The organism is Yinghuangia soli, assembly GCF_021502675.1.
GTDB classification, from domain to species: Bacteria; Actinomycetota; Actinomycetes; order Streptomycetales; family Streptomycetaceae; genus Yinghuangia; species Yinghuangia soli.
Genome location: NZ_JAKFHA010000023.1, coordinates 14,934 through 33,833 on the forward strand (window position 1 = coordinate 14,934; position 18,900 = coordinate 33,833).

Consider the following 18,900-nt stretch of genomic DNA (forward strand, 5'->3'; position numbering starts at 1 on the left):
ACACGTAGGTACGGTCATCTCGTGCACCGGCCCCCGCGCCGGCACGCCCGACACTCGCAGCCGCAGCCAACACCCGCAGCCGCAGCCACACCCAGCCCCAGACCCACACCACCACCGCCGCGCAGCAGTACGCAGCACACAGCAGCAGGGGAGCGTTCGCACCATGAGCAGGTCTGCACACCCCGCCGGCCCCCGGCACGCCGACGTCCTGCCTGAGGGCCATGCCCTTCCGGCGCCCGAGGACCTCAACTTCCTCGACCCCAAGGTGTGGAGCAAGACCACCGAGCGCCGCGCCGCCGACGGTGTCGTGACGGTCGCGGGCCTGGACGTGCGCGAGCTCGCCCAGGAGTTCGGCACCCCGGCGTACATCCTCGACGAGGACGACATCCGGGAGCGCTGCCGCGCCTGGAAGGACGCGTTCGCCGGCTCCGACGTCTTCTACGCCGGCAAGGCCTTCCTGTGCCGCGCGCTGGTGAAGTGGATCGCCGAGGAGGGCCTCAACCTCGACGTGTGCTCCTCCGGCGAGCTGGCCGTCGCGCTCAGCGCCGGCATGGACCCGGCGCGCATCGCGTTCCACGGCAACAACAAGTCGGCCGCCGACATCACCCGCGCCATCGAGGCGGGTGTCGGCCGCATCATCGTCGACTCGTACGAGGAGATCGCGCGCGTCGCGTTCGCCGCCGAGCGCCACGGCGTGGTCCAGAAGGTCCTGGTCCGCGTCACCGTCGGCGTCGAGGCGCACACCCACGAGTTCATCGCCACCGCGCACGAGGACCAGAAGTTCGGCCTGTCCGTCGCGGACGGCAAGGCGGCCGAGGCGGTACGCCGCATCCTCAAGCTCGGCTCGCTCGAACTCCTGGGCCTGCACTCGCACATCGGCAGCCAGATCTTCGACACCGCGGGCTTCGAGGTGTCCGCCCGCCGCGTCGTCGCGCTGCTCGCCGCGATCCGCGACGAGCACGGTGTGCAGCTCCCCGAGATCGACCTCGGCGGCGGCCTCGGCATCGCGTACACGAGTGCCGACGACCCCAAGCAGCCCTCCGACATCGCCCGGGAGCTGGTCGACATCGTCAAGCGCGAGTGCGCCGCGGCCGACCTCGACGTGCCGCGCCTGTCCGTCGAGCCGGGCCGCGCGATCGCCGGGCCGAGCACCTTCACGCTGTACGAGGTCGGCACCGTCAAGCAGCTCGAAGGCCTGCGCACCTACGTGAGCGTCGACGGCGGCATGTCGGACAACATCCGCACCGCGCTGTACGACGCCGAGTACGCGGTGTCCCTCGTGTCCCGCGCCAGCGACGCCGAGCCCATGCTCTCGCGCGTGGTCGGCAAGCACTGCGAGTCCGGCGACATCGTGGTCCGCGATGCGTACCTGCCCGCCGACCTGGGCCCCGGCGACCTGGTGGCGGTCCCCGCGACCGGTGCCTACTGCCGCTCGATGGCCAGCAACTACAACCACATCACGCGTCCGCCGGTCGTCGCGGTCAAGGACGGCCAGGCGCGCGTGGTGGTCCGCCGCGAGACCGAGGACGACCTCCTCCGGTTGGACGTCGGCTGAGCAAGGGAACCCTGGAGGGCACCCCGAATAAGCCCGGCGCGACCGCAGACGCAGGGCCGCAAGGCCCTGCGTCCCGGAAAATCTCGCGCCGCGACCCGGTCTATTCCGCAAGAATTCCCGTCTCGGATCCTGGACGGGCGTGGGATTGCCGGATGATCCCGGCGACACTGGCCGGGACCGGCACCGCCGCATCGTGCGGGCGCCGGCGAGGCAGAGGCACAGCACAGGCAAACGAAGAAGTCCTGATGAAGCGAGGTCGGATGATGCGTACGCAGCCGCTCAAGGTGGCGCTGCTCGGTTGTGGTGTGGTGGGTTCCGAAGTGGCCCGCATCATGACGACGCACGCCACGGACCTCGCCGCCCGCATCGGCGCCCCTGTCGAGCTTGCCGGTGTCGCGGTACGCCGCGCCGGCCGCGACCGCGCGGGCATCGACCCCGCCCTGGTCACCACGGATGCCGAGGGGCTGCTGAAACGCGGCGACATCGACGTCGTCGTCGAGGTCATCGGCGGCATCGAGCCGGCCCGCGCGCACATCCTGACGGCGATGGAGCACGGCGCCTCCGTCGTGTCCGCCAACAAGGCGCTGCTCGCCGAGGACGGCGCGACCCTGCACGCCGCGGCCGCCAAGCACGGCGTCGACCTCTACTACGAGGCCGCGGTGGCCGGCGCGATCCCGCTGCTGCGCCCGCTGCGCGAGTCCCTCGCAGGCGACAAGGTCAACCGGGTCCTGGGCATCGTCAACGGCACCACGAACTTCATCCTGGACCGGATGGACTCGACCGGCGCCGGCTTCGCCGAGGCGCTCGACGAGGCCACCCAGCTCGGGTACGCCGAGGCCGACCCGACTGCCGACATCGAGGGCTTCGACGCGGCCGCCAAGGCCGCGATCCTGGCCGGCCTGGCCTTCCACACGCGCGTGACCGCCGCGGACGTCTACCGCGAGGGCATCACCGAGGTCACCGCCGCCGACGTGGCCAGCGCGAAGAGCATGGACAGCGTGGTCAAGCTGCTGGCGATCTGCGAGCGCAGCGCGGACGGCACCTCGGTCAGCGCCCGCGTGCACCCGGCGATGATCCCGCGGTCGCACCCGCTGGCGTCGGTGCGCGAGGCGTACAACGCGGTCTTCGTGGAGTCCGAGGCGGCCGGCAGCCTGATGTTCTACGGCCCCGGCGCGGGCGGCGCCCCGACCGCGAGCGCGGTGCTGGGCGACCTGGTCGCGGTATGCCGCAACAAGCTGTCCGGGACGACCGGCCCGGGGGAGTCCGCGTACGCGAACCTCGACGTGCGCCCGGTGGGCCAGGCGGTCACCCGCTACCACCTCAACCTCGACGTGGCCGACAAGCCCGGCGTGCTGGCCCAGGTGGCGGCCGTCTTCGCCAAGCACGATGTGTCGATCGACACCGTGCGGCAGCAGGGCCGCGACGGTGATGCGACACTCGTGATCGTCACGCACAGCGCCACCGACGCCGCCCTGTCGGCCACCGTGGACGAACTGCGCGGGCTGGAAATCGTCCGCGACATCGCCGGCATCATGCGGGTGGAAGGGGAATGACCATCGTGAGCGCGGAGAACAGCGCGGCGAGCGACGCCGCACGCGCCGGACAGACCCGCCAGTGGCGCGGGGTCATCGAGGAGTACCGGGACCGGCTGCCGGTCACCGCGTCGACTCCCGTGGTCACGCTCCGTGAAGGCGGCACGCCGCTCGTCCCGGCCCAGGTGCTCTCCGAGCGCACCGGCTGCGAGGTGCACCTCAAGGTCGAGGGCGCCAACCCCACCGGGTCCTTCAAGGACCGCGGCATGACGATGGCGATCTCGCACGCCAAGCAGGAAGGCGCGCAGGCGGTCATCTGCGCGTCGACCGGCAACACCAGTGCCTCGGCCGCGGCGTACGCGGTGCGCGCGGGCATGGTGTGCGCGGTGCTCGTGCCGTCCGGCAAGATCGCGCTGGGCAAGATGGGCCAGGCCCTCGTGCACGGCGCGCGCATCCTGCAGGTCGACGGCAACTTCGACGACTGCCTCACGCTGGCCCGCGACCTGGCCGACAAGTACCCGGTGGCGCTGGTCAATTCGGTCAACCCGGTGCGCATCGAGGGCCAGAAGACCGCGGCGTTCGAGATCGTCGACATGCTCGGCGACGCGCCCGACATCCACGTGCTGCCGGTCGGCAACGCGGGCAACATCACCGCCTACTGGCGCGGCTACAACGAGTACGCCGCGGACGGCCTCGCGCAGCGCCGCCCGCGCATGTGGGGCTACCAGGCGGCCGGTTCGGCCCCGATCGTGAACGGCGCCCCCGTCACGTCGCCGCAGACGATCGCCACCGCGATCCGCATCGGCAACCCCGCGTCGTGGGACTTCGCACTCGCCGCGCGCGACGAGTCCGGCGGCCACATCGACTCCGTGACTGACCGTCAGATCCTTTCTGCGTACCGCCTGTTGGCCTCGCAGGAGGGTGTGTTCGTGGAGCCGTCGTCGGCGGCCAGCGTCGCCGGTCTGCTCAAGGCCGCCGAGCTCGGCCTGGTCGACCCGGGGCAGCGCATCGTGTGCACCGTCACCGGCAACGGCCTGAAGGACCCGGACTGGGCGGTGGCCGGTGCGCCCAAGCCCGTCGTGGTCCCGGTCGACGCCGGCGCGGCCGCCGCGCAGCTCGGCCTCGACGGCTGACCGACCGCTGGTTTCCGGCCACTGCGCCGGAGCGAGTACGACGGGCGAGGGGTACGCAGAGCCATCCGCGTACCCCTCGCCCGCACCCGGGCCCGCCCGGCGGCCCCACGAGGGCCGGCGGCCCGGTGGCCCGGCCCCGCAAATGGTCGATACGGCGACTCGGCGCGAAATCGAGAATCTCTCGGGCGCGGCGTCCCGGTCCACCAGGTCCTTTCGCTACGCTGAAGCCCTGACGCGGCCATGCGACCTGCCCACAGGTCCGCGCCCGTCTCATCTGCCGTTCCCCAGTGCCCGGCATGGCCGACCGTTCGCCATGCCGCTCGAAGGTGCCCCAAGCCCTCGAAGGCGCGAGCGGGGGACTCCACGAGGAGGAGTGTCCGCAGCCGATGGCCGGTCCTGCTTTCCGCGCCGCCCCCGTCCGGGTGCGCGTTCCCGCGACAAGTGCCAACCTGGGTCCCGGATTCGACGCCTTCGGGCTCGCGCTCGGGCTGTACGACGACGTCGTCGTACGCGTCGCCGACCAGGGGCTCTCGATCGACATCGCGGGCGAGGGCGCCGACAATCTGGCGCGCGACGAGAACCACCTCGTCGTCCGCGCCCTGCACGCCACTTTCGAGGCGCTGGGCGGCCGTCCGCCCGGGCTCGAGATCGTGTGCGCCAACCGCATCCCGCACGGCCGCGGCCTGGGTTCGTCGGCGGCCGCGATCTGCGCGGGCGTGGTGGCGGCCCGCGCGCTGACGATAGGTGGCGCCGAGCGCCTCGACGACGCCGCGGCCCTGCGCGTCGCGACCGCGCTCGAAGGCCACCCGGACAACGTCGCGGCTTGCCTGTACGGCGGGTTCACCACCGCGTGGACCGACGAGGACGGCCCGCACGCGGTCCGCTCGATGCCGCACTCCGACGTGGCGCCGGTGGTCTTCGTGCCGGCCACCCCGCTCTCCACCGAGGTCGCCCGCGGCCTGCTGCCCTCCCACGTGCCGCACGCCGAGGCCGCGATCAACGCCGGCCGCGCCGCACTCCTGGTGACCGCGCTGACCGCGCGCCCGGACCTGCTGCTGCCCGCCACCGAGGACCGGCTGCACCAGGACTACCGCGCCAAGGCGATGGCGCCGAGCGCCGAGCTGGTCGGCAAACTCCGAGGTCAGGGCCATGCCGCGGTGATCTCCGGGGCGGGCCCCACGGTGCTCGCGCTGGTCACCGCCGAACGGGTGGACGACGTGATCGGGGCGGCGGGCGCCGAATGGGCGGCCACCCGGCTCGATGTCGACGCGGATGGGGCAGGCGTCCTCCCGCTCGGGTAACCCACGGGATGGTTGCTCGTTGGCAGGGGGCCGTACCACGCGACGTCCCTCGCGACGGACTCACCCGCGTGAGCCTGCACACCAGCCGATATCAGCCGACACAGGCCGACACACCGACTCGGAGGCGTCACGGGGTGGGGGAATGTCGTGCGGGTCCGGTAGTGTTAATGTCACCACCGCACCAGGAGTCCAGCCCTCATCGGGCCGGGCCGGTTCGGTGCCCCCGATCGGTGCATCGGTGTCGTTCTCCGTGGCCATGGTCCTACGGGAGCTCCCCCTCCTGCCTGTCCCTCGTGACGAAACATGGCTCCCCGAAGACGTGCGACGCCCTCCCGGCGCCGTACCGCATGTATTTCCCGGGGCCCCGAGGACGAGCCACTCCCGCATCATCGTGAGCCCGATCCCGACCGTGCCGGACGCAGTTTCGTTCGTTTCCCGCCGTCAGGCGGACCACCGCACCGGATCCGTACCCGGACCACCAGGGCCCGGGACCCGGGCCGGACAGCACAACCGGTCGCCGAGCCGTATCAAGGCCGACGCCCGCTCCAGGGAAGGACCCTTCGTGAGCGACACCACCGATCTCATGGACCAGGCCGCCGACCAGGCCGGGTCCGCCGCCAGTGACGCCACCGCCGCGCCGCGGCGCCGCCGCGCCGCGGGCAGCGGGCTCAACGGCATGGTGCTGGCGGAATTGCAGCAGGTTGCCGCCGGTCTCGGGATCAGCGGGACGGGCCGCATGCGCAAGAGCCAGCTCATCGAGGCCATCCAGGCCAAGCAGGGCGGCGGCGACGCGCCGGCCGCCGAGGCCGCCCCCGCCGCGCCGCGTGCCGCCAAGGCGAAGACGGCCGCCGAGGCCCCCGTGCAGGAGGCGCCCAAGGCCGCCGCCGAGCCCGCCCCGGCCGCCGACGCGGAGGCCGAGGCGCCCACCCGCACCCGCCGGGCCGCCCGCCGCGGCGTCACCGACGTCGCGCAGCAGTCGATCGACATCCCCGAGCAGACGGCGAACGAGGGCACTCCGGCCCGCGGCCGCCGTGCCGAGCGCGCCGAGGCCGCCGAGGGCGAGCAGCCCGCGAAGAGCCGCCGCGCGGCCCGCGAGCAGGACGCCGAGAGCGCGCCGGCCGAGGACGGCCAGGGCGGCCGCGCCGAGGGCGGCGAGCGCGAGTCCCGCCGGGACCGCCGGGAGCGCGGCCAGGGCCGCCGCGAGCGCGGTGAGGGCGACGCCCAGCGCGGCGAGCGCGGCGAGCGGGCCGGCCGTGCCGACCGCAACAACCGCGGCGACCGGGCCGAGCGCGCCGAGCGTGCCGACCGCGGCAACGACCGCGCCGCGGCCGCCGACCGCAACGACCGCAACGACAACGTCGGTCCGCAGGACGACGACGACTTCGAAGGCGGCGGCCGCCGGCGCCGCGGGCGCTACCGCGACCGCAACCGCCGCCGCGGGCGCGACGGCTTCGAGGCCAACGAGCCCGTGGTCGCCGACGACGACGTCCTGATCCCGGTCGCCGGCATCCTGGACATCCTCGACAACTACGCGTTCGTCCGGACCTCGGGCTACCTGCCCGGCCCGAACGACGTGTACGTCTCGCTCGCCCAGGTCCGCAAGAACGGCCTGCGCAAGGGCGACGCGATCGTCGGCGCGGTGCGCCAGCCGCGCGACGGCGAGCGCCGCGAGAAGTTCAACGCGCTGGTCCGCCTCGACACCGTCAACGGTGCCGAGCCCGAGCACTCGCGCGGCCGCCCGGACTTCACCAAGCTGACCCCGCTGTACCCCCAGGAGCGCCTGCGCCTGGAGACCGAGCCGAACATCCTGACGACCCGGATCATCGACCTGGTCGCCCCGATCGGCAAGGGCCAGCGCGGCCTCATCGTCTCGCCGCCGAAGGCCGGCAAGACGATGGTGCTGCAGTCGATCGCCAACGCGATCACGCACAACAACCCCGAGTGCCACCTCATGGTCGTCCTCGTCGACGAGCGGCCCGAAGAGGTCACCGACATGCAGCGCTCGGTCAAGGGCGAGGTCATCTCCTCGACCTTCGACCGGCCGGCCGAGGACCACACCATCGTCGCCGAGCTGGCCATCGAGCGCGCCAAGCGCCTGGTCGAGCTGGGCCACGACGTGGTCGTGCTGCTGGACTCGATCACCCGCCTGGGCCGCGCGTACAACCTGGCCGCGCCGGCCTCCGGCCGCATCCTGTCCGGTGGTGTCGACTCGACCGCGCTGTACCCGCCGAAGCGCTTCTTCGGTGCCGCGCGCAACATCGAGAACGGCGGCTCGCTGACCATCCTGGCCACCGCGCTGGTCGAGACCGGCTCGCGCATGGACGAGGTGATCTTCGAGGAGTTCAAGGGCACCGGCAACATGGAGCTCAAGCTCGACCGCAAGCTCGCCGACAAGCGCATCTTCCCCGCGGTGGACGTCGACGCGTCCGGTACCCGCAAGGAAGAGATCCTCATGGCGCCCGAGGAGCTGGCGATCGTGTGGAAGCTGCGCCGGGTGCTGCACGCGCTGGAGCAGCAGCAGGCGATCGAGCTTCTTCAGGACAAGATGAAGAAGACCAAGTCGAACGCCGAGTTCCTCATGCAGATCCAGAAGTCGACCCCGATGCCGAACGACTGACGGGTGTGACTCCGGCGAGGGCCCTGCCGACCGCTTCGCGCGGCGGCGGGGCCCTCCCGCATGTGCGGGCGGCTGCACCGCACCGGTCCCGTACCGCACCGGTACCGGACCCGATTTTGGCCGGACCGCCCCGGCCTGGCAGACTGGTACGTCGGCCCCGGTTCACGTCCGCCCCTCACTCGTACGGTGGCGACCCGGTGCCCTCCCGATTCGTCAAGGAGACTCCTGTGAAGCCCGAGATCCACCCGGAGTACGTGGAGACCGTCGTCTCTTGCACCTGCGGTGCCACGTTCACCACCCGCAGCACCGCCACGAGCGGCAAGATCAGCGCCGACGTGTGCTCGCAGTGCCACCCGTTCTACACGGGCAAGCAGAAGATCCTCGACACCGGCGGCCGCGTCGCCCGCTTCGAGAAGCGCTTCGGCAAGACGCCGGTCGGCGGCAACAAGTAGCGACCTTCGGCGCCGGAGGGGAGCGCAGGGCTCTTGCGAGCCCTGCCCGTCCCCTCCGGCGTCGTTCGTTTGTCCGCGCTTCCCCGGGCGGACTCCGCACACTGTCCTGCTTGTTCCACCTTGTCCGGCTTGCCCCGCATGCGCTGTTGCGCCGCGCGATCCACTGACAGGAGCCCCTCGTGTTCGAGGCGATGGACGAACTGCTCGCCGAGCACGCCGATCTGGAACGCCAGCTCGCCGACCCGCAGGTCCACGCCGACCAGGCGCGGGCCCGGAGCCTGGGTCGCCGGTATGCCGAGCTGAGCCCCATCGTCGAGACGCACCGGGCCTGGCTGCAGGCCGGCGACGACATCGCCGCGGCCCGCGAACTCGCCGCCGAGGACCCCGACTTCGCCGCCGAGGCGGTCGAGCAGGAGGCCCGCCGCGAGGAACTCGCCGAGAAGCTCCGGCACCTGCTCGTACCGCGCGACCCCGCGGACGACAAGGACGTCATCCTGGAGATCAAGGCCGGCGAGGGCGGCGACGAGTCCGCGCTGTTCGCCGGCGACCTGCTGCGCATGTACCTGCGGTACGCCGAACGGGCCGGCTGGAAGACCGAGATCATCGACGCCAACGAGTCCGACCTCGGCGGCTACAAGGACGTCTCGGTGGCGGTCAAGGCCAAGGGCACCCCGGCGCCCGGCGAGGGCGTCTTCGCCCGCCTCAAGTTCGAGGGCGGCGTGCACCGCGTGCAGCGCGTCCCGGCCACCGAGTCGCAGGGCCGCATCCACACCTCCGCGGCCGGCGTCCTGGTGCTGCCCGAGGCCGAGGACGTCGACGTCGAGATCAACCCGAACGATCTGCGCATCGACGTCTACCGCTCGTCCGGCCCCGGCGGCCAGTCGGTCAACACCACCGACTCCGCGGTCCGCATCACGCACCTGCCCACCGGCGTGGTCGCCTCGTGCCAGAACGAGAAGAGCCAGCTGCAGAACAAGGAGCAGGCGATGCGCATCCTGCGCTCCCGGCTGCTCGCCGCGGCGCAGGAGGAGGCCGAGAAGGAGGCCGCCGACCAGCGCCGCAGCCAGGTGCGCACGGTCGACCGCTCGGAGCGGATCCGCACGTACAACTTCCCGGAGAACCGGATTTCCGACCACCGGGTGGGCTACAAGGCCTACAACCTGGACCAGGTGCTCGACGGGGACATCGACGCGGTCGTCCAGGCCTGCGTGGACGCCGACATGGCCGCCAGACTGGCCCACAGCAACGGCTGACCGCGGCCGGCCCCAGGGCCCCGCGGCACTGCCACACAGCACGCCCACACAGCACGCCCCACACGGCGCCCCGCATCCGGGGACCGGGACCGCAGCACCGGCCCCGGACCCGGCCCGGGAGGCCAGGGACGCACGGGACCTGCGGACGGAGAAAGATGAACCTGCTGCTCGCCGAGGTGGCGCAGGCCACCCTGCGGCTGGCCGATGCGGGCGTGCCCTCGCCGCGCTTCGACGCCGAGGAGCTCGCCGCTTATGTGCACGGCGTGAAGCGGGGCGAGCTGCATTCGGTCGCGGACGGCGACTTCGACGCGCGCTTCTGGGAGGCGGTGGCCCGCCGCGAGGCCCGCGAACCGCTCCAGCACATCACCGGCCGCGCGTTCTTCCGCTACCTCGAACTCGAGGTCGGCCCGGGCGTGTTCGTACCCCGCCCGGAGACCGAGGTGGTGGTCGGCTGGGCCATAGAGGCGCTGCGCGCCATGGACGTCGCCGAGCCGCTGGTCGTCGACCTGTGCACCGGCTCCGGCGCGATCGCGCTCGCGGTCGCCCAGGAGGTGCCGCGCTCCGTGGTGCACGCCGTCGAGCTGGACGAGCGGGCCTTCGGGTACGCCGAGCGCAACGCCGCCGGGTCCCGCGTCAACCTGCACCAGGGCGACGCCCTGGCCGCGCTGCCGCACCTCAACGGCACCGTCGACCTGGTGATCAGCAACCCGCCGTACATCCCGCTCGAGGAGTGGGAGAACGTCGCCCCCGAGGCCCGCGACCACGACCCCGAGATGGCGCTGTTCTCCGGCCAGGACGGCCTGGACGTGATCCGCGGCCTGTCCCGGACCGCGTACCGGCTGCTGCGCCCGGGCGGCCTCGTGGTGGTCGAGCACGCCGACACCCAGGGCGGCACCGTGCCGTGGATCTTCAACGAGGAATCCGGCTGGGTCGACGCCGCCGACCACCGGGACCTCAACAACCGCCCCCGGTTCACCACGGCTCGGAAAGAGGGAGCCTGATGCGCGGCGGGTGCCCGGGGGCGCGCCCCGGGGTCGCACGGACCGTACCGACCGCACAGCCTGCCCGGCTTGCGGGGATGGCAGGGATCGCACCGGCACCGACCGCAGACCGTCTGGAAGGACAGCCCCGATGAGCCGACGCTACGACTGCTCCGACACGCTGGACCGCGGCCTCGGGCTGCGCGAGGCGACCAGCGCCGTCAAGCGTGGCGACCTGGTCGTGCTGCCCACCGACACGCTCTACGGCATCGGCGGCGACGCTTTCTCGCCGCACGCCGTCAAGGCGCTCCTGGAGGCCAAGGGCCGCGGCCGCAACATGCCCACGCCGGTCCTCGTCGGCTCGCCGACCACGCTGCACGGCCTGGTCACCGGGTTCCCCGAGGTCGGCTGGGAGCTCGTGGACGCCTTCTGGCCGGGCGCGCTGACCATCGTGGCGTTCCACCAGCCGTCCCTGCAGTGGGACCTGGGCGAGACGCGCGGCACCGTCGCGGTGCGCATGCCGCTGCACCCGGTGGCCATCGAGCTGCTCAACGAGACCGGCCCGATGGCGGTCAGCAGCGCCAACCGCAGCGGCAACCCGCCGGCCACCACCGTGGACCAGGCCGTCGACCAGCTCGGCGAGTCGGTGTCCGTGTACCTGGACGGCGGCAGCTGCCCGGCCACCACGCCCTCGTCGATCATCGACCTCACCGCCGGCCGGCCCCGGCTGCTGCGCGAGGGCGCCCTGTCCCTGGACGCCTTGCGCGAAGTCGTGCCCGACTTGGAGGGCGTCAATTGACGCCCCCTCCACCCGGGACCGGCACGAGCGGTGCGGTCCCGTTCCGCATCCTGTTCGTGTGCACGGGCAGCATCTGCCGCTCGCCGATCGCCGAGCGGCTGGCCCGGCTCGGCCTGGCCCGGCGGCTGCCCGCGTACGAGGTGGACCGCATCGAGGTGACGAGCGCCGGCACGTGGGGCCACGAGGGCGCCTCCATGGAGCCGTTCGCGGCCGAGGTGGTGCGCGAGTTCGGCGGCGACCCGGGCGACTTCAAGGGCCGCGAGCTGCAGGACGAGCACGTCGCCGAGGCCGACCTGGTGCTGACCGCGACGCTCGACCACCGCGCGCACGTGGTCTCGATGGGCCATGCCTCGGGTCTGCGCACCTTCACGCTCAAGGAGTTCACCCGTCTGGTGGGCGTCCTCGAACATTCCGCGGTGCCGGACGGCGACCTGGTCGAGCGGGGGCGCTTCCTGGTGCGCGCGGCCGCCGCGCTGCGCGGCCGGATGGCCGCTCCCGGGCCGGAATGGGACGAAGTGGCCGACCCGTACGGCTCGCCGCTGAACGTGTTCCGGGCCTGCGCCTCGGAGATCAACACCGCGATCGACCCGATGTTGACCGCGCTTACCGCGCGGACAGGGATGTGATGTAGGTCTCGCCGACCTACAGTAGAGGTTGCTCCCGCCCAAACCCGGGCAGCACCCCCCATTTCCCTGTCGCGCGGCCACGGCCAGGGACCGCCCCCCAGCGGGGACCCGACAGGCCGGCACGGTTAAGGAGTTGTGCCATGGGCACGACCGACGCCCCCTTCTGGGGTCCGGACTTCTCCCTGCTCCAGCGGACCGACCCCGATATCGCCGACGTGGTCCTCGGCGAGCTGGCCCGGCAGCGCGGCGGCCTCCAGCTGATCGCCAGCGAGAACTTCACCTCGCCCGCGGTGCTGGCGGTGCTCGGCAGCACGCTGTCCAACAAGTACGCCGAGGGCTACCCGGGCAAGCGCTACTACGGCGGCTGCGCGCAGGTGGACCAGGCCGAGGAGATCGGCATCCGCCGGGCCCGCGACCTGTTCGGCGCCGAGCACGCGAACCTGCAGCCGCACTCCGGCGCCTCCGCGAACCTGGCGGCGTACGCGGCCCTGCTGGTCCCGGGCGACACGGTGCTTGCGATGTCCCTGCCGCACGGCGGCCACCTCACCCACGGGTCGCGGGTGAACTTCTCCGGACGGTGGTTCTCCACGGTCGCCTACGGAGTCCGCGAGAGCACCGAGACCATCGACTACGACCAGGTCAGAGACCTGGCGCTGCGCCACCGCCCGAAGATGGTGATCTGCGGGGCCACCGCCTATCCGCGACTTGTCGATTTCGCTCTCTTTCGAGAAATCGCCGACGAGGTGGGCGCCTATCTGGTGGTCGACGCGGCGCACTTCATCGGCTTGGTGGCCGGCGGCGCGGTGCCCTCGCCGGTGCCGTACGCGGACGTCGTCACCTGCACCACGCACAAGGTCCTGCGCGGTCCGCGCGGCGGCATGATCCTGTGCCGCGAGGAGCTGGCCGAGCGCATCGACAAGGCGGTCTTCCCGTTCTGCCAGGGCGGCCCGCTGATGCATGCGGTGGCCGCCAAGGCGGTGGCGCTGCGCGAGGCCGCGCAGCCCGCCTTCGCGCAGTACGCCCGGCAGGTGGTGGTCAACGCGCAGGCGCTGGCCACCGGCCTGGAGGCGGAGGGCATGCGCGCGGTCTCCGGCGGCACCGATACCCACCTGGCCCTGCTCGACCTGCGCGGCCTCGGGGTCAGCGGGCGCGATGCGGAGACCCGGTGCGAGCGGGCCGGCATCACGCTCAACAAGAACGCCATCCCGTTCGACCCGGCGAAGCCGATGATCGCGTCCGGGATCCGGGTGGGCACCCCTGCGGTGACCACGCAGGGCATGACCGAGGGCGACATGAAGGAGATCGCCACGCTGGTGGGCCGCGCGGTCCGGGACACCGACGGAAGTGCGGCGCGGGAGGTCGCCGCGGCGGTCGCCGAGCTGGTCGCGACGCATCCGGCTTACCCGTACGCGTGATTCGGCCGGCCGTGCGCCTGAAAGGAGCAATGCGTCCCCTGAAGAGCGGGCGCCGGAGCGGTGGTTCTATCGTGACTACGCAGTGCACACGGCGGTTCATGGATGAGCACGGGTGAGTGCGCAGAGGTCCATGTGCCGTACGGGACGCGGGGTGCCGGTGGCCCGCAAGGTGTCCACTGTGCGATCGTTTCCCGCCGGGAAGACGATGACCTCTAGTGTGCTGCGTGTGGTGCGGCGATATGCAGAGTCCGGGGACGGTGGCTGAGTCTTGCGCGAGTACCTGCTGACGCTGTTCGTCACGGCAGCAGTCACGTACCTGCTCACCGGCGCCGTCCGACGGTTCGCGATCGCGGCGGGGGCGATGCCCGAGATCCGCGCGCGCGACGTGCACAAGGAGCCGACGCCGCGCCTCGGCGGTCTGGCGATGTTCGGCGGCCTGTGCGCGGGCCTGCTGATCTCCCGTCACCTGCCCGGCATGGAACGGGTCTTCACCGATTCGTCGGACGTGCAGGCGCTCATGTCCGGGTGCGCGCTGATCTGCCTGCTGGGCGTGATCGACGACAAGTGGGGCGTCGACGCCATCATCAAGCTGCTGGGCCAGGCGCTGGCCGCGGGGATCATGGTGTGGCAGGGCATCGTGATCCTGTGGCTGCCGATCCCCGGGCACGGCACGTACAGCCTCAGCCCGACGCAGGGCGCGATCCTGACCATCGCCGTGGTGGTGATCACCATCAACGCGGTGAACTTCGTGGACGGCCTCGACGGGCTCGCGGCCGGCATGGTCTGCATCGGCGCGCTGGCCTTCTTCGTGTACGCGTACCGGCTCTGGTTCGGCTACGGCATCGCCGAGGCGGCCGCCCCGACCATGTTCACCGCGCTGCTGATCGGCATGTGCGCCGGCTTCCTGCCGCACAACCTGCACCCCGCGCGCATCTTCATGGGCGACTCCGGGTCGATGCTCATCGGCTTGATGCTGTCCGCCGCCGCGATCACGCTGACCGGCCGCATCGACCCCGAGACGATCGCCGACCTGAGCGGTTCGCAGACATTCGCGACGCACAAGTTGGTGCCGGTCTACATCCCGCTGATCCTGCCGTTCGCGGTCCTGATCGTGCCGCTCCTGGACCTGGTGATGGCCGTCACCCGGCGCGGCTGGGCGGGCCGCTCGCCGTTCGCCGCGGACAAGGGCCACCTGCACCACCGGCTCCTGGAGATCGGCCACTCGCACAGCCGCGCGGTGCTGATCATGTACTTCTGGTCCGGGCTGATCGCCTCGTTCACGGTGCTCATCTCGGTGCGGCCGGCCCGGCGCCCGATCGTGTACGCGGGGCTCGGTTTCATCGCGCTCGGCCTGATCGTCCTGCTGCTGCCCTGGTTCCGTCCGAACGTCCCCAAATGGCTCTATGCCGCGGTCCCGCCGAGGTATCGCGGACAGGGCCGCCGACGGGCCTCCACGGAGGCCGAGAAGGACTCGGACATAGCTCCCGAATCGCTCGAACAGCCTTGGCCGGCACCGGAATCCGATCCGCGGCCGGTGGCCGGGAGCGGCTCGCGGGGCCGCCGCGGACCGCTGTGAGGTTGGGCACAGGATCGGGTAAAGCTCTGCTCAAATAGTTTGTGATACCGTTCACGAACCAGGAGATAAGAGCCGAAGGACCCTAGGGATACGGGCTTTCAGGCATCTGAACCCGCCGCCCGAACCGACGCAGTCCGGGGAAGTCGGCCAGGCCGTCCTGGTAGACCCTCGCACCACCCCCGACTCTTGCCGGAGACACCGACATGCAGGCCAATGACGCACGGCTTCTGCGCGGTTCGGCCATTCCCACGGCCGCCGTCGCAATCGTCGCGATGATCGTGGGCACGGTGATCGCCGGAACCAAGGGCTTGATCGGCGCTGCGTTCGCATCCGTCGTCGTCCTTGCGTTCTTCTCACTGGGCCAGATCGCGATCGGAAAGATCACCAACGGCAACCCGTTCATGATCATGAACATGGCGATGCTGACGTATCTGCTCCAGGTCGGCGGGGTCGCCATCCTGCTCTTCGCCTTCGCCGACGCCACCTGGTTCGACACCAAGGTGTTCGCCCTCACGATCCTCGCCGCGACCCTCGTGTGGATCGCTGCGCAGGTCCGGGTGTTCAGTCAGCTGAAGATCGCGTACGTCGAACCGGACGGGAAGCGATGACGAATGACACGTCATCCGCGCCCCGCGTTCACCGGCTCACCAGTGATCGACGGGCCGGGTGCAGTAACTGCTCGGGCCTCCTGCTATCGTCCGGTGCGTCATGAGCGAGAGTGGACGCCGCAGCGGCCCGGAAAGTTCCCGAGAAGGGGACCCGAAGGACCGCAGTCTGGCCGACGCCACGTGGTCGAGCATCAGCTACATCCTGGGCGGCATGGCCGTCTACGGAGGACTTGGCTGGCTGATCGACGACTGGACGGGACATTCCGCGCTCTTCCTGCCGATCGGTGTGATCGTCGGAGTCGCTCTGGCCCTGGTTCTTGTGTATTTCCGCCACGGCAGGTCCTGACCAGGAACTGCTGCGTGCCGCCCCGCGGTCCCGTACCGCGCCGACACACTGAGGTTGCCGCAAAGATGCTTCACGACGAAGGAGTCGATGGTGGCTGCTGACGTCCAGCTCGCCAGCAGCTGTCATCTGTTTGACCCCGGCTGCGGCTTCCCGTCACCGGGGCTGAACATCTACGAGTTCAAGCCGATCTTCTCGATCGGCAGCTTCGACTTCACGAAGCCGATGCTGCTCTGTCTGATCTCGGTGCTCATCGTGGTCGGCTTCTTCTGGAGCGCGTTCGCGAAGCCGAAGATGGTGCCCCGCGGCATGCAGAACGTCGGCGAGCTGGGCTACCTGTTCGTCCGCGACCAGATCTCGCGCGAGACGATCGGCAAGAAGGGCGACAAGTTCGTCCCGTTCTTGGTCTCGATCTTCTTCTTCGTGTGGATCATGAACCTGATGTCGATCATCCCGCTGGCGCAGTTCCCTGTGACCTCGCGGATCGCCTACCCGGCATCGATCGTCGGCATGGTCTGGCTGACCTACATGTACCTGGGCATCAAGCACCAGGGCTTCGTCGGCTACTTCAAGAACATGATGTTCCCGCCCGGCCTGCCGAAGTGGCTGTACTTCCTTCTGGCGCCGATCGAGTTCCTGTCGAACGTCATCGTCCGGCCGTTCACCCTGGCCGTGCGTCTGTTCGCGAACATGTTCGCCGGCCACATGCTGATCGTGACCTTCAGCGTCGCTACCTGGTACCTGCTCGGCCCGACCATCGGCGCCCTGTACTCGGCGACCTCGTTCATCGTGGTCGTGGCGCTGGTCGCCTTCGAGCTGCTGATCCAGGGGCTGCAGGCGTACATCATCACGCTGCTGACGGCCTCCTACATCTCCAGCTCGCTCGAAGCCGAGCACTGAGAGAGAAACCAGACCACCTCTCCTCAACCGTCGTCCGGTGGAAAGTCCACCGGCCTCGAAAAAAGGAAAAGCCCCCATGCTTCTCGCTGAAGTTTCCGGCAGCCTCGGCTCCATCGGTTACGGCCTCGCGGCGATCGGCCCCGGCGTCGGCATCGGCATCATCTTCGGTAACGGTGTCCAGGCCATGGCCCGCCAGCCCGAGGCCACCGGCCTGATCCGCCAGAACATGCTGCTCGGCTTCGCGCTCGCCGAGGCGCTCGCCCTCATCGGCGTCGTCATGCCGTTCGTCTTCGGTAAGTGACGCTTCACTTCCCAACGGAGGTTCCCACCGTGATTTACCTCGCCAGCGGCGAAGAGGAGATGAACCCTCTCCTTCCGCCGCTCGACGAAATCATCATCGGTGGCGTGGCGTTCCTCATCGTCTTCTTCTTCCTCGGCAAGGTCCTCCTGCCGAAGATCCAGAAGACGCTGGCGGACCGTACGGACGCCATCGAGGGCGGCCTCGCTCGTGCATCGGAGGCCCAGGCGGAAGCCCAGGCCGAGCTCGAGCGCTACCGCGCCCAGCTGATCGACGCCCGTCGCGAAGCCGGCCGCCTCACCGAGGACGCCCGTGAGCAGGGTGCCGCGGCACTCGCCGAGATGCGCGCCGAAGGCGCCCGCATCAAGGACGAGATCGTCGCGTCCGGCCACGCCCAGATCGACGCCGACCGCAAGCAGGCCTCGGCCGTGCTGCGGCAGGACATCGGCAAGCTCGCGACCGAGCTGGCCGGCCGCATCGTCGGCGAATCGCTCGAGGACGAGGCGCGCCAGCGCCGCGTGGTCGACCGCTTCCTGGACGAGCTCGAGGCCAAGGCCGCTGCTCAGACCGCCGAGCAGGTGCGCTGATGCAGGGCGCCAGCCGGGAGTCGATCGCTGCGGCGCGTGAGCGCCTGGACGCGCTCGCGCAGTCCACGGGCACCGACATGCAGGCACTCGCCGAGGACCTGCACTCCGTCGTGCTGTTGCTCGACCGCACGGTGGTCCTGCGTCGGGTCCTGACGGACCCGGCGCGGTCCGGGGAGTCGCGGGCCGCGTTCCTGGCCCAGCTCCTCGACGGCCAGATCAGCGGCGAAGCCGCGGATCTGCTCGGCGGCCTGGTGCGGGCTCGCTGGTCGAGCCCGCGCGACCTGGTCGACGCGGTCGACGCCCTGTCGACCGAAGCCGAACTGATCGGCGCGGACCGGGACAACGCCCTCGACGACCTCGAGGACGAGCTGTTCCGCTTCGGCCGCATCGTGGCCGGAGAACGCGAGCTGCGGTCCACGCTCGCCGACCCGTCCGTCACGGACACCCGCAAGGCCGAGCTGGTCTCGGGTCTGCTGGCCGGCCGGGTCCGCCCGGTCACCCAGCGCCTGGTGGCCCGCCTGGTCGCGCACCCGCGCAGCCGTAGCCTGGAAGCGGGACTCGAGGCGTACGCCCGGCTCGCCGCCGAGCGCCGGCGCCGCATGGTCGCCCTGGTCACGGTGGCTCTGCCCCTCACCGAGGAGCAGAACACCCGCCTGGCGGCCGCCCTGGGCCGGATGTACGGCCGCCAGGTGCACCTCAACGTCGAGATCGACGCCGAGGTCATCGGAGGGGTCCGCGTGCAGATCGGTGACGATGTCATCGACGGCACCGTGGCCACCCGCCTCGACGAGGCAGGGCGCAAGCTGGTGCGTTGACCTCCCGCGGGGTCAGCGAGCAACGAAACACGACAGACAGCAGCATCGCGGTTCCGAGATCGCCGTCACCGACGGCGGACCGTAACCCCACCACCTAGGAGAGCAGGGAC

At 71.0% G+C, this 18,900-nt stretch carries 18 protein-coding genes; all 18 read left to right on the forward strand.

What is annotated here, in order from left to right; genetic code table 11:
* Window positions 1–163: 163 nt before the first annotated feature.
* The 18 genes from lysA to LZ495_RS29620 all read left to right on the forward strand — a co-directional run bounded on the left by lysA (window position 164) and on the right by LZ495_RS29620 (window position 18,790).
* The gene (gene lysA, locus LZ495_RS29535; protein ID WP_235056000.1) at window positions 164–1,555 is read left to right on the forward strand and encodes a diaminopimelate decarboxylase; all 1,392 of its coding nucleotides are present in this window, start codon (window positions 164–166) and stop codon (window positions 1,553–1,555) included.
* Window positions 1,556–1,815: 260 nt separating this feature from the next.
* A complete protein-coding gene (locus LZ495_RS29540) occupies window positions 1,816–3,108 on the forward strand; it encodes a homoserine dehydrogenase (RefSeq protein WP_235056081.1) in 1,293 nt (430 codons plus the stop codon).
* Window positions 3,105–4,220 carry a threonine synthase gene (gene thrC / locus LZ495_RS29545; RefSeq protein WP_235056001.1) on the forward strand — a complete coding sequence of 372 codons (1,116 nt, stop codon included), beginning with the start codon at window positions 3,105–3,107 and terminating at the stop codon, window positions 4,218–4,220. The genes LZ495_RS29540 and thrC overlap by 4 nt, the downstream gene beginning before the upstream one ends.
* Window positions 4,221–4,606: 386 nt before the next feature.
* On the forward strand, window positions 4,607–5,521 hold the full coding sequence (gene thrB, locus LZ495_RS29550) for a homoserine kinase (protein ID WP_235056002.1): 915 nt from the start codon (window positions 4,607–4,609) through the stop codon (window positions 5,519–5,521).
* A gap of 562 nt (window positions 5,522–6,083) precedes the next feature.
* Complete coding sequence (rho, locus tag LZ495_RS29555; RefSeq protein ID WP_235056003.1) at window positions 6,084–8,138, forward strand: transcription termination factor Rho; 2,055 nt, start codon at window positions 6,084–6,086, stop codon at window positions 8,136–8,138.
* A 227-nt stretch (window positions 8,139–8,365) separates the two neighbouring features.
* A complete protein-coding gene (rpmE, locus tag LZ495_RS29560) occupies window positions 8,366–8,590 on the forward strand; it encodes a 50S ribosomal protein L31 (RefSeq protein ID WP_235056004.1) in 225 nt (74 codons plus the stop codon).
* A 179-nt stretch (window positions 8,591–8,769) separates the two neighbouring features.
* Window positions 8,770–9,843, forward strand: coding sequence for a peptide chain release factor 1 (gene prfA, locus LZ495_RS29565; protein ID WP_235056005.1), 1,074 nt, complete (start codon window positions 8,770–8,772; stop codon window positions 9,841–9,843).
* A gap of 155 nt (window positions 9,844–9,998) precedes the next feature.
* On the forward strand, window positions 9,999–10,844 hold the full coding sequence (gene prmC / locus LZ495_RS29570) for a peptide chain release factor N(5)-glutamine methyltransferase (RefSeq protein WP_235056006.1): 846 nt from the start codon (window positions 9,999–10,001) through the stop codon (window positions 10,842–10,844).
* A gap of 130 nt (window positions 10,845–10,974) precedes the next feature.
* The gene (locus tag LZ495_RS29575; protein WP_235056007.1) at window positions 10,975–11,622 is read left to right on the forward strand and encodes an L-threonylcarbamoyladenylate synthase; all 648 of its coding nucleotides are present in this window, start codon (window positions 10,975–10,977) and stop codon (window positions 11,620–11,622) included.
* Window positions 11,619–12,248, forward strand: a complete 630-nt coding sequence (locus LZ495_RS29580; protein ID WP_235056008.1) for an arsenate reductase/protein-tyrosine-phosphatase family protein — start codon at window positions 11,619–11,621, stop codon at window positions 12,246–12,248. The genes LZ495_RS29575 and LZ495_RS29580 overlap by 4 nt, the downstream gene beginning before the upstream one ends.
* A gap of 140 nt (window positions 12,249–12,388) precedes the next feature.
* Window positions 12,389–13,663 (forward strand): serine hydroxymethyltransferase, encoded by a 1,275-nt coding sequence (glyA, locus tag LZ495_RS29585; RefSeq protein ID WP_235056009.1) that lies wholly within the window; start codon window positions 12,389–12,391, stop codon window positions 13,661–13,663.
* 268 nt (window positions 13,664–13,931) lie between these two features.
* Window positions 13,932–15,239 (forward strand): MraY family glycosyltransferase, encoded by a 1,308-nt coding sequence (locus LZ495_RS29590; protein ID WP_235056010.1) that lies wholly within the window; start codon window positions 13,932–13,934, stop codon window positions 15,237–15,239.
* Window positions 15,240–15,442: 203 nt separating this feature from the next.
* Window positions 15,443–15,847 carry a Cg1360 family ATP-synthase-associated protein gene (locus LZ495_RS29595; protein ID WP_235056011.1) on the forward strand — a complete coding sequence of 135 codons (405 nt, stop codon included), beginning with the start codon at window positions 15,443–15,445 and terminating at the stop codon, window positions 15,845–15,847.
* A 100-nt stretch (window positions 15,848–15,947) separates the two neighbouring features.
* A complete protein-coding gene (locus LZ495_RS29600; protein WP_235056012.1) occupies window positions 15,948–16,193 on the forward strand; it encodes an AtpZ/AtpI family protein in 246 nt (81 codons plus the stop codon).
* Window positions 16,194–16,280: 87 nt separating this feature from the next.
* A complete protein-coding gene (atpB, locus tag LZ495_RS29605) occupies window positions 16,281–17,090 on the forward strand; it encodes a F0F1 ATP synthase subunit A (RefSeq protein ID WP_235056013.1) in 810 nt (269 codons plus the stop codon).
* A gap of 76 nt (window positions 17,091–17,166) precedes the next feature.
* Window positions 17,167–17,391, forward strand: a complete 225-nt coding sequence (gene atpE / locus LZ495_RS29610; RefSeq protein WP_235056014.1) for an ATP synthase F0 subunit C — start codon at window positions 17,167–17,169, stop codon at window positions 17,389–17,391.
* A gap of 29 nt (window positions 17,392–17,420) precedes the next feature.
* On the forward strand, window positions 17,421–17,975 hold the full coding sequence (locus tag LZ495_RS29615) for a F0F1 ATP synthase subunit B (protein ID WP_308268660.1): 555 nt from the start codon (window positions 17,421–17,423) through the stop codon (window positions 17,973–17,975).
* Window positions 17,975–18,790, forward strand: a complete 816-nt coding sequence (locus tag LZ495_RS29620) for a F0F1 ATP synthase subunit delta (RefSeq protein WP_235056015.1) — start codon at window positions 17,975–17,977, stop codon at window positions 18,788–18,790. Before LZ495_RS29615 ends, LZ495_RS29620 begins: the two co-directional genes overlap by 1 nt.
* The last annotated feature ends 110 nt before the right edge of the window (window positions 18,791–18,900 follow it).

What these genes read in the sequence shown, in the direction of transcription:
- LZ495_RS29620 (WP_235056015.1), top strand. Translation starts at nt 17,975, where the DNA reads ATGCAGGGCGCCAGCCGGGAGTCGATCGCTGCGGCGCGTGAGCGCCTG.
- LZ495_RS29600 (WP_235056012.1), top strand. Translation starts at nt 15,948, where the DNA reads ATGAGCGAGAGTGGACGCCGCAGCGGCCCGGAAAGTTCCCGAGAAGGG.
- thrB (WP_235056002.1), top strand. Translation starts at nt 4,607, where the DNA reads ATGGCCGGTCCTGCTTTCCGCGCCGCCCCCGTCCGGGTGCGCGTTCCC.
- LZ495_RS29595 (WP_235056011.1), top strand. Translation starts at nt 15,443, where the DNA reads ATGCAGGCCAATGACGCACGGCTTCTGCGCGGTTCGGCCATTCCCACG.
- lysA (WP_235056000.1), top strand. Translation starts at nt 164, where the DNA reads ATGAGCAGGTCTGCACACCCCGCCGGCCCCCGGCACGCCGACGTCCTG.
- LZ495_RS29540 (WP_235056081.1), top strand. Translation starts at nt 1,816, where the DNA reads ATGATGCGTACGCAGCCGCTCAAGGTGGCGCTGCTCGGTTGTGGTGTG.
- thrC (WP_235056001.1), top strand. Translation starts at nt 3,105, where the DNA reads ATGACCATCGTGAGCGCGGAGAACAGCGCGGCGAGCGACGCCGCACGC.
- atpB (WP_235056013.1), top strand. Translation starts at nt 16,281, where the DNA reads ATGGTGGCTGCTGACGTCCAGCTCGCCAGCAGCTGTCATCTGTTTGAC.
- prmC (WP_235056006.1), top strand. Translation starts at nt 9,999, where the DNA reads ATGAACCTGCTGCTCGCCGAGGTGGCGCAGGCCACCCTGCGGCTGGCC.
- LZ495_RS29575 (WP_235056007.1), top strand. Translation starts at nt 10,975, where the DNA reads ATGAGCCGACGCTACGACTGCTCCGACACGCTGGACCGCGGCCTCGGG.
- glyA (WP_235056009.1), top strand. Translation starts at nt 12,389, where the DNA reads ATGGGCACGACCGACGCCCCCTTCTGGGGTCCGGACTTCTCCCTGCTC.
- atpE (WP_235056014.1), top strand. Translation starts at nt 17,167, where the DNA reads ATGCTTCTCGCTGAAGTTTCCGGCAGCCTCGGCTCCATCGGTTACGGC.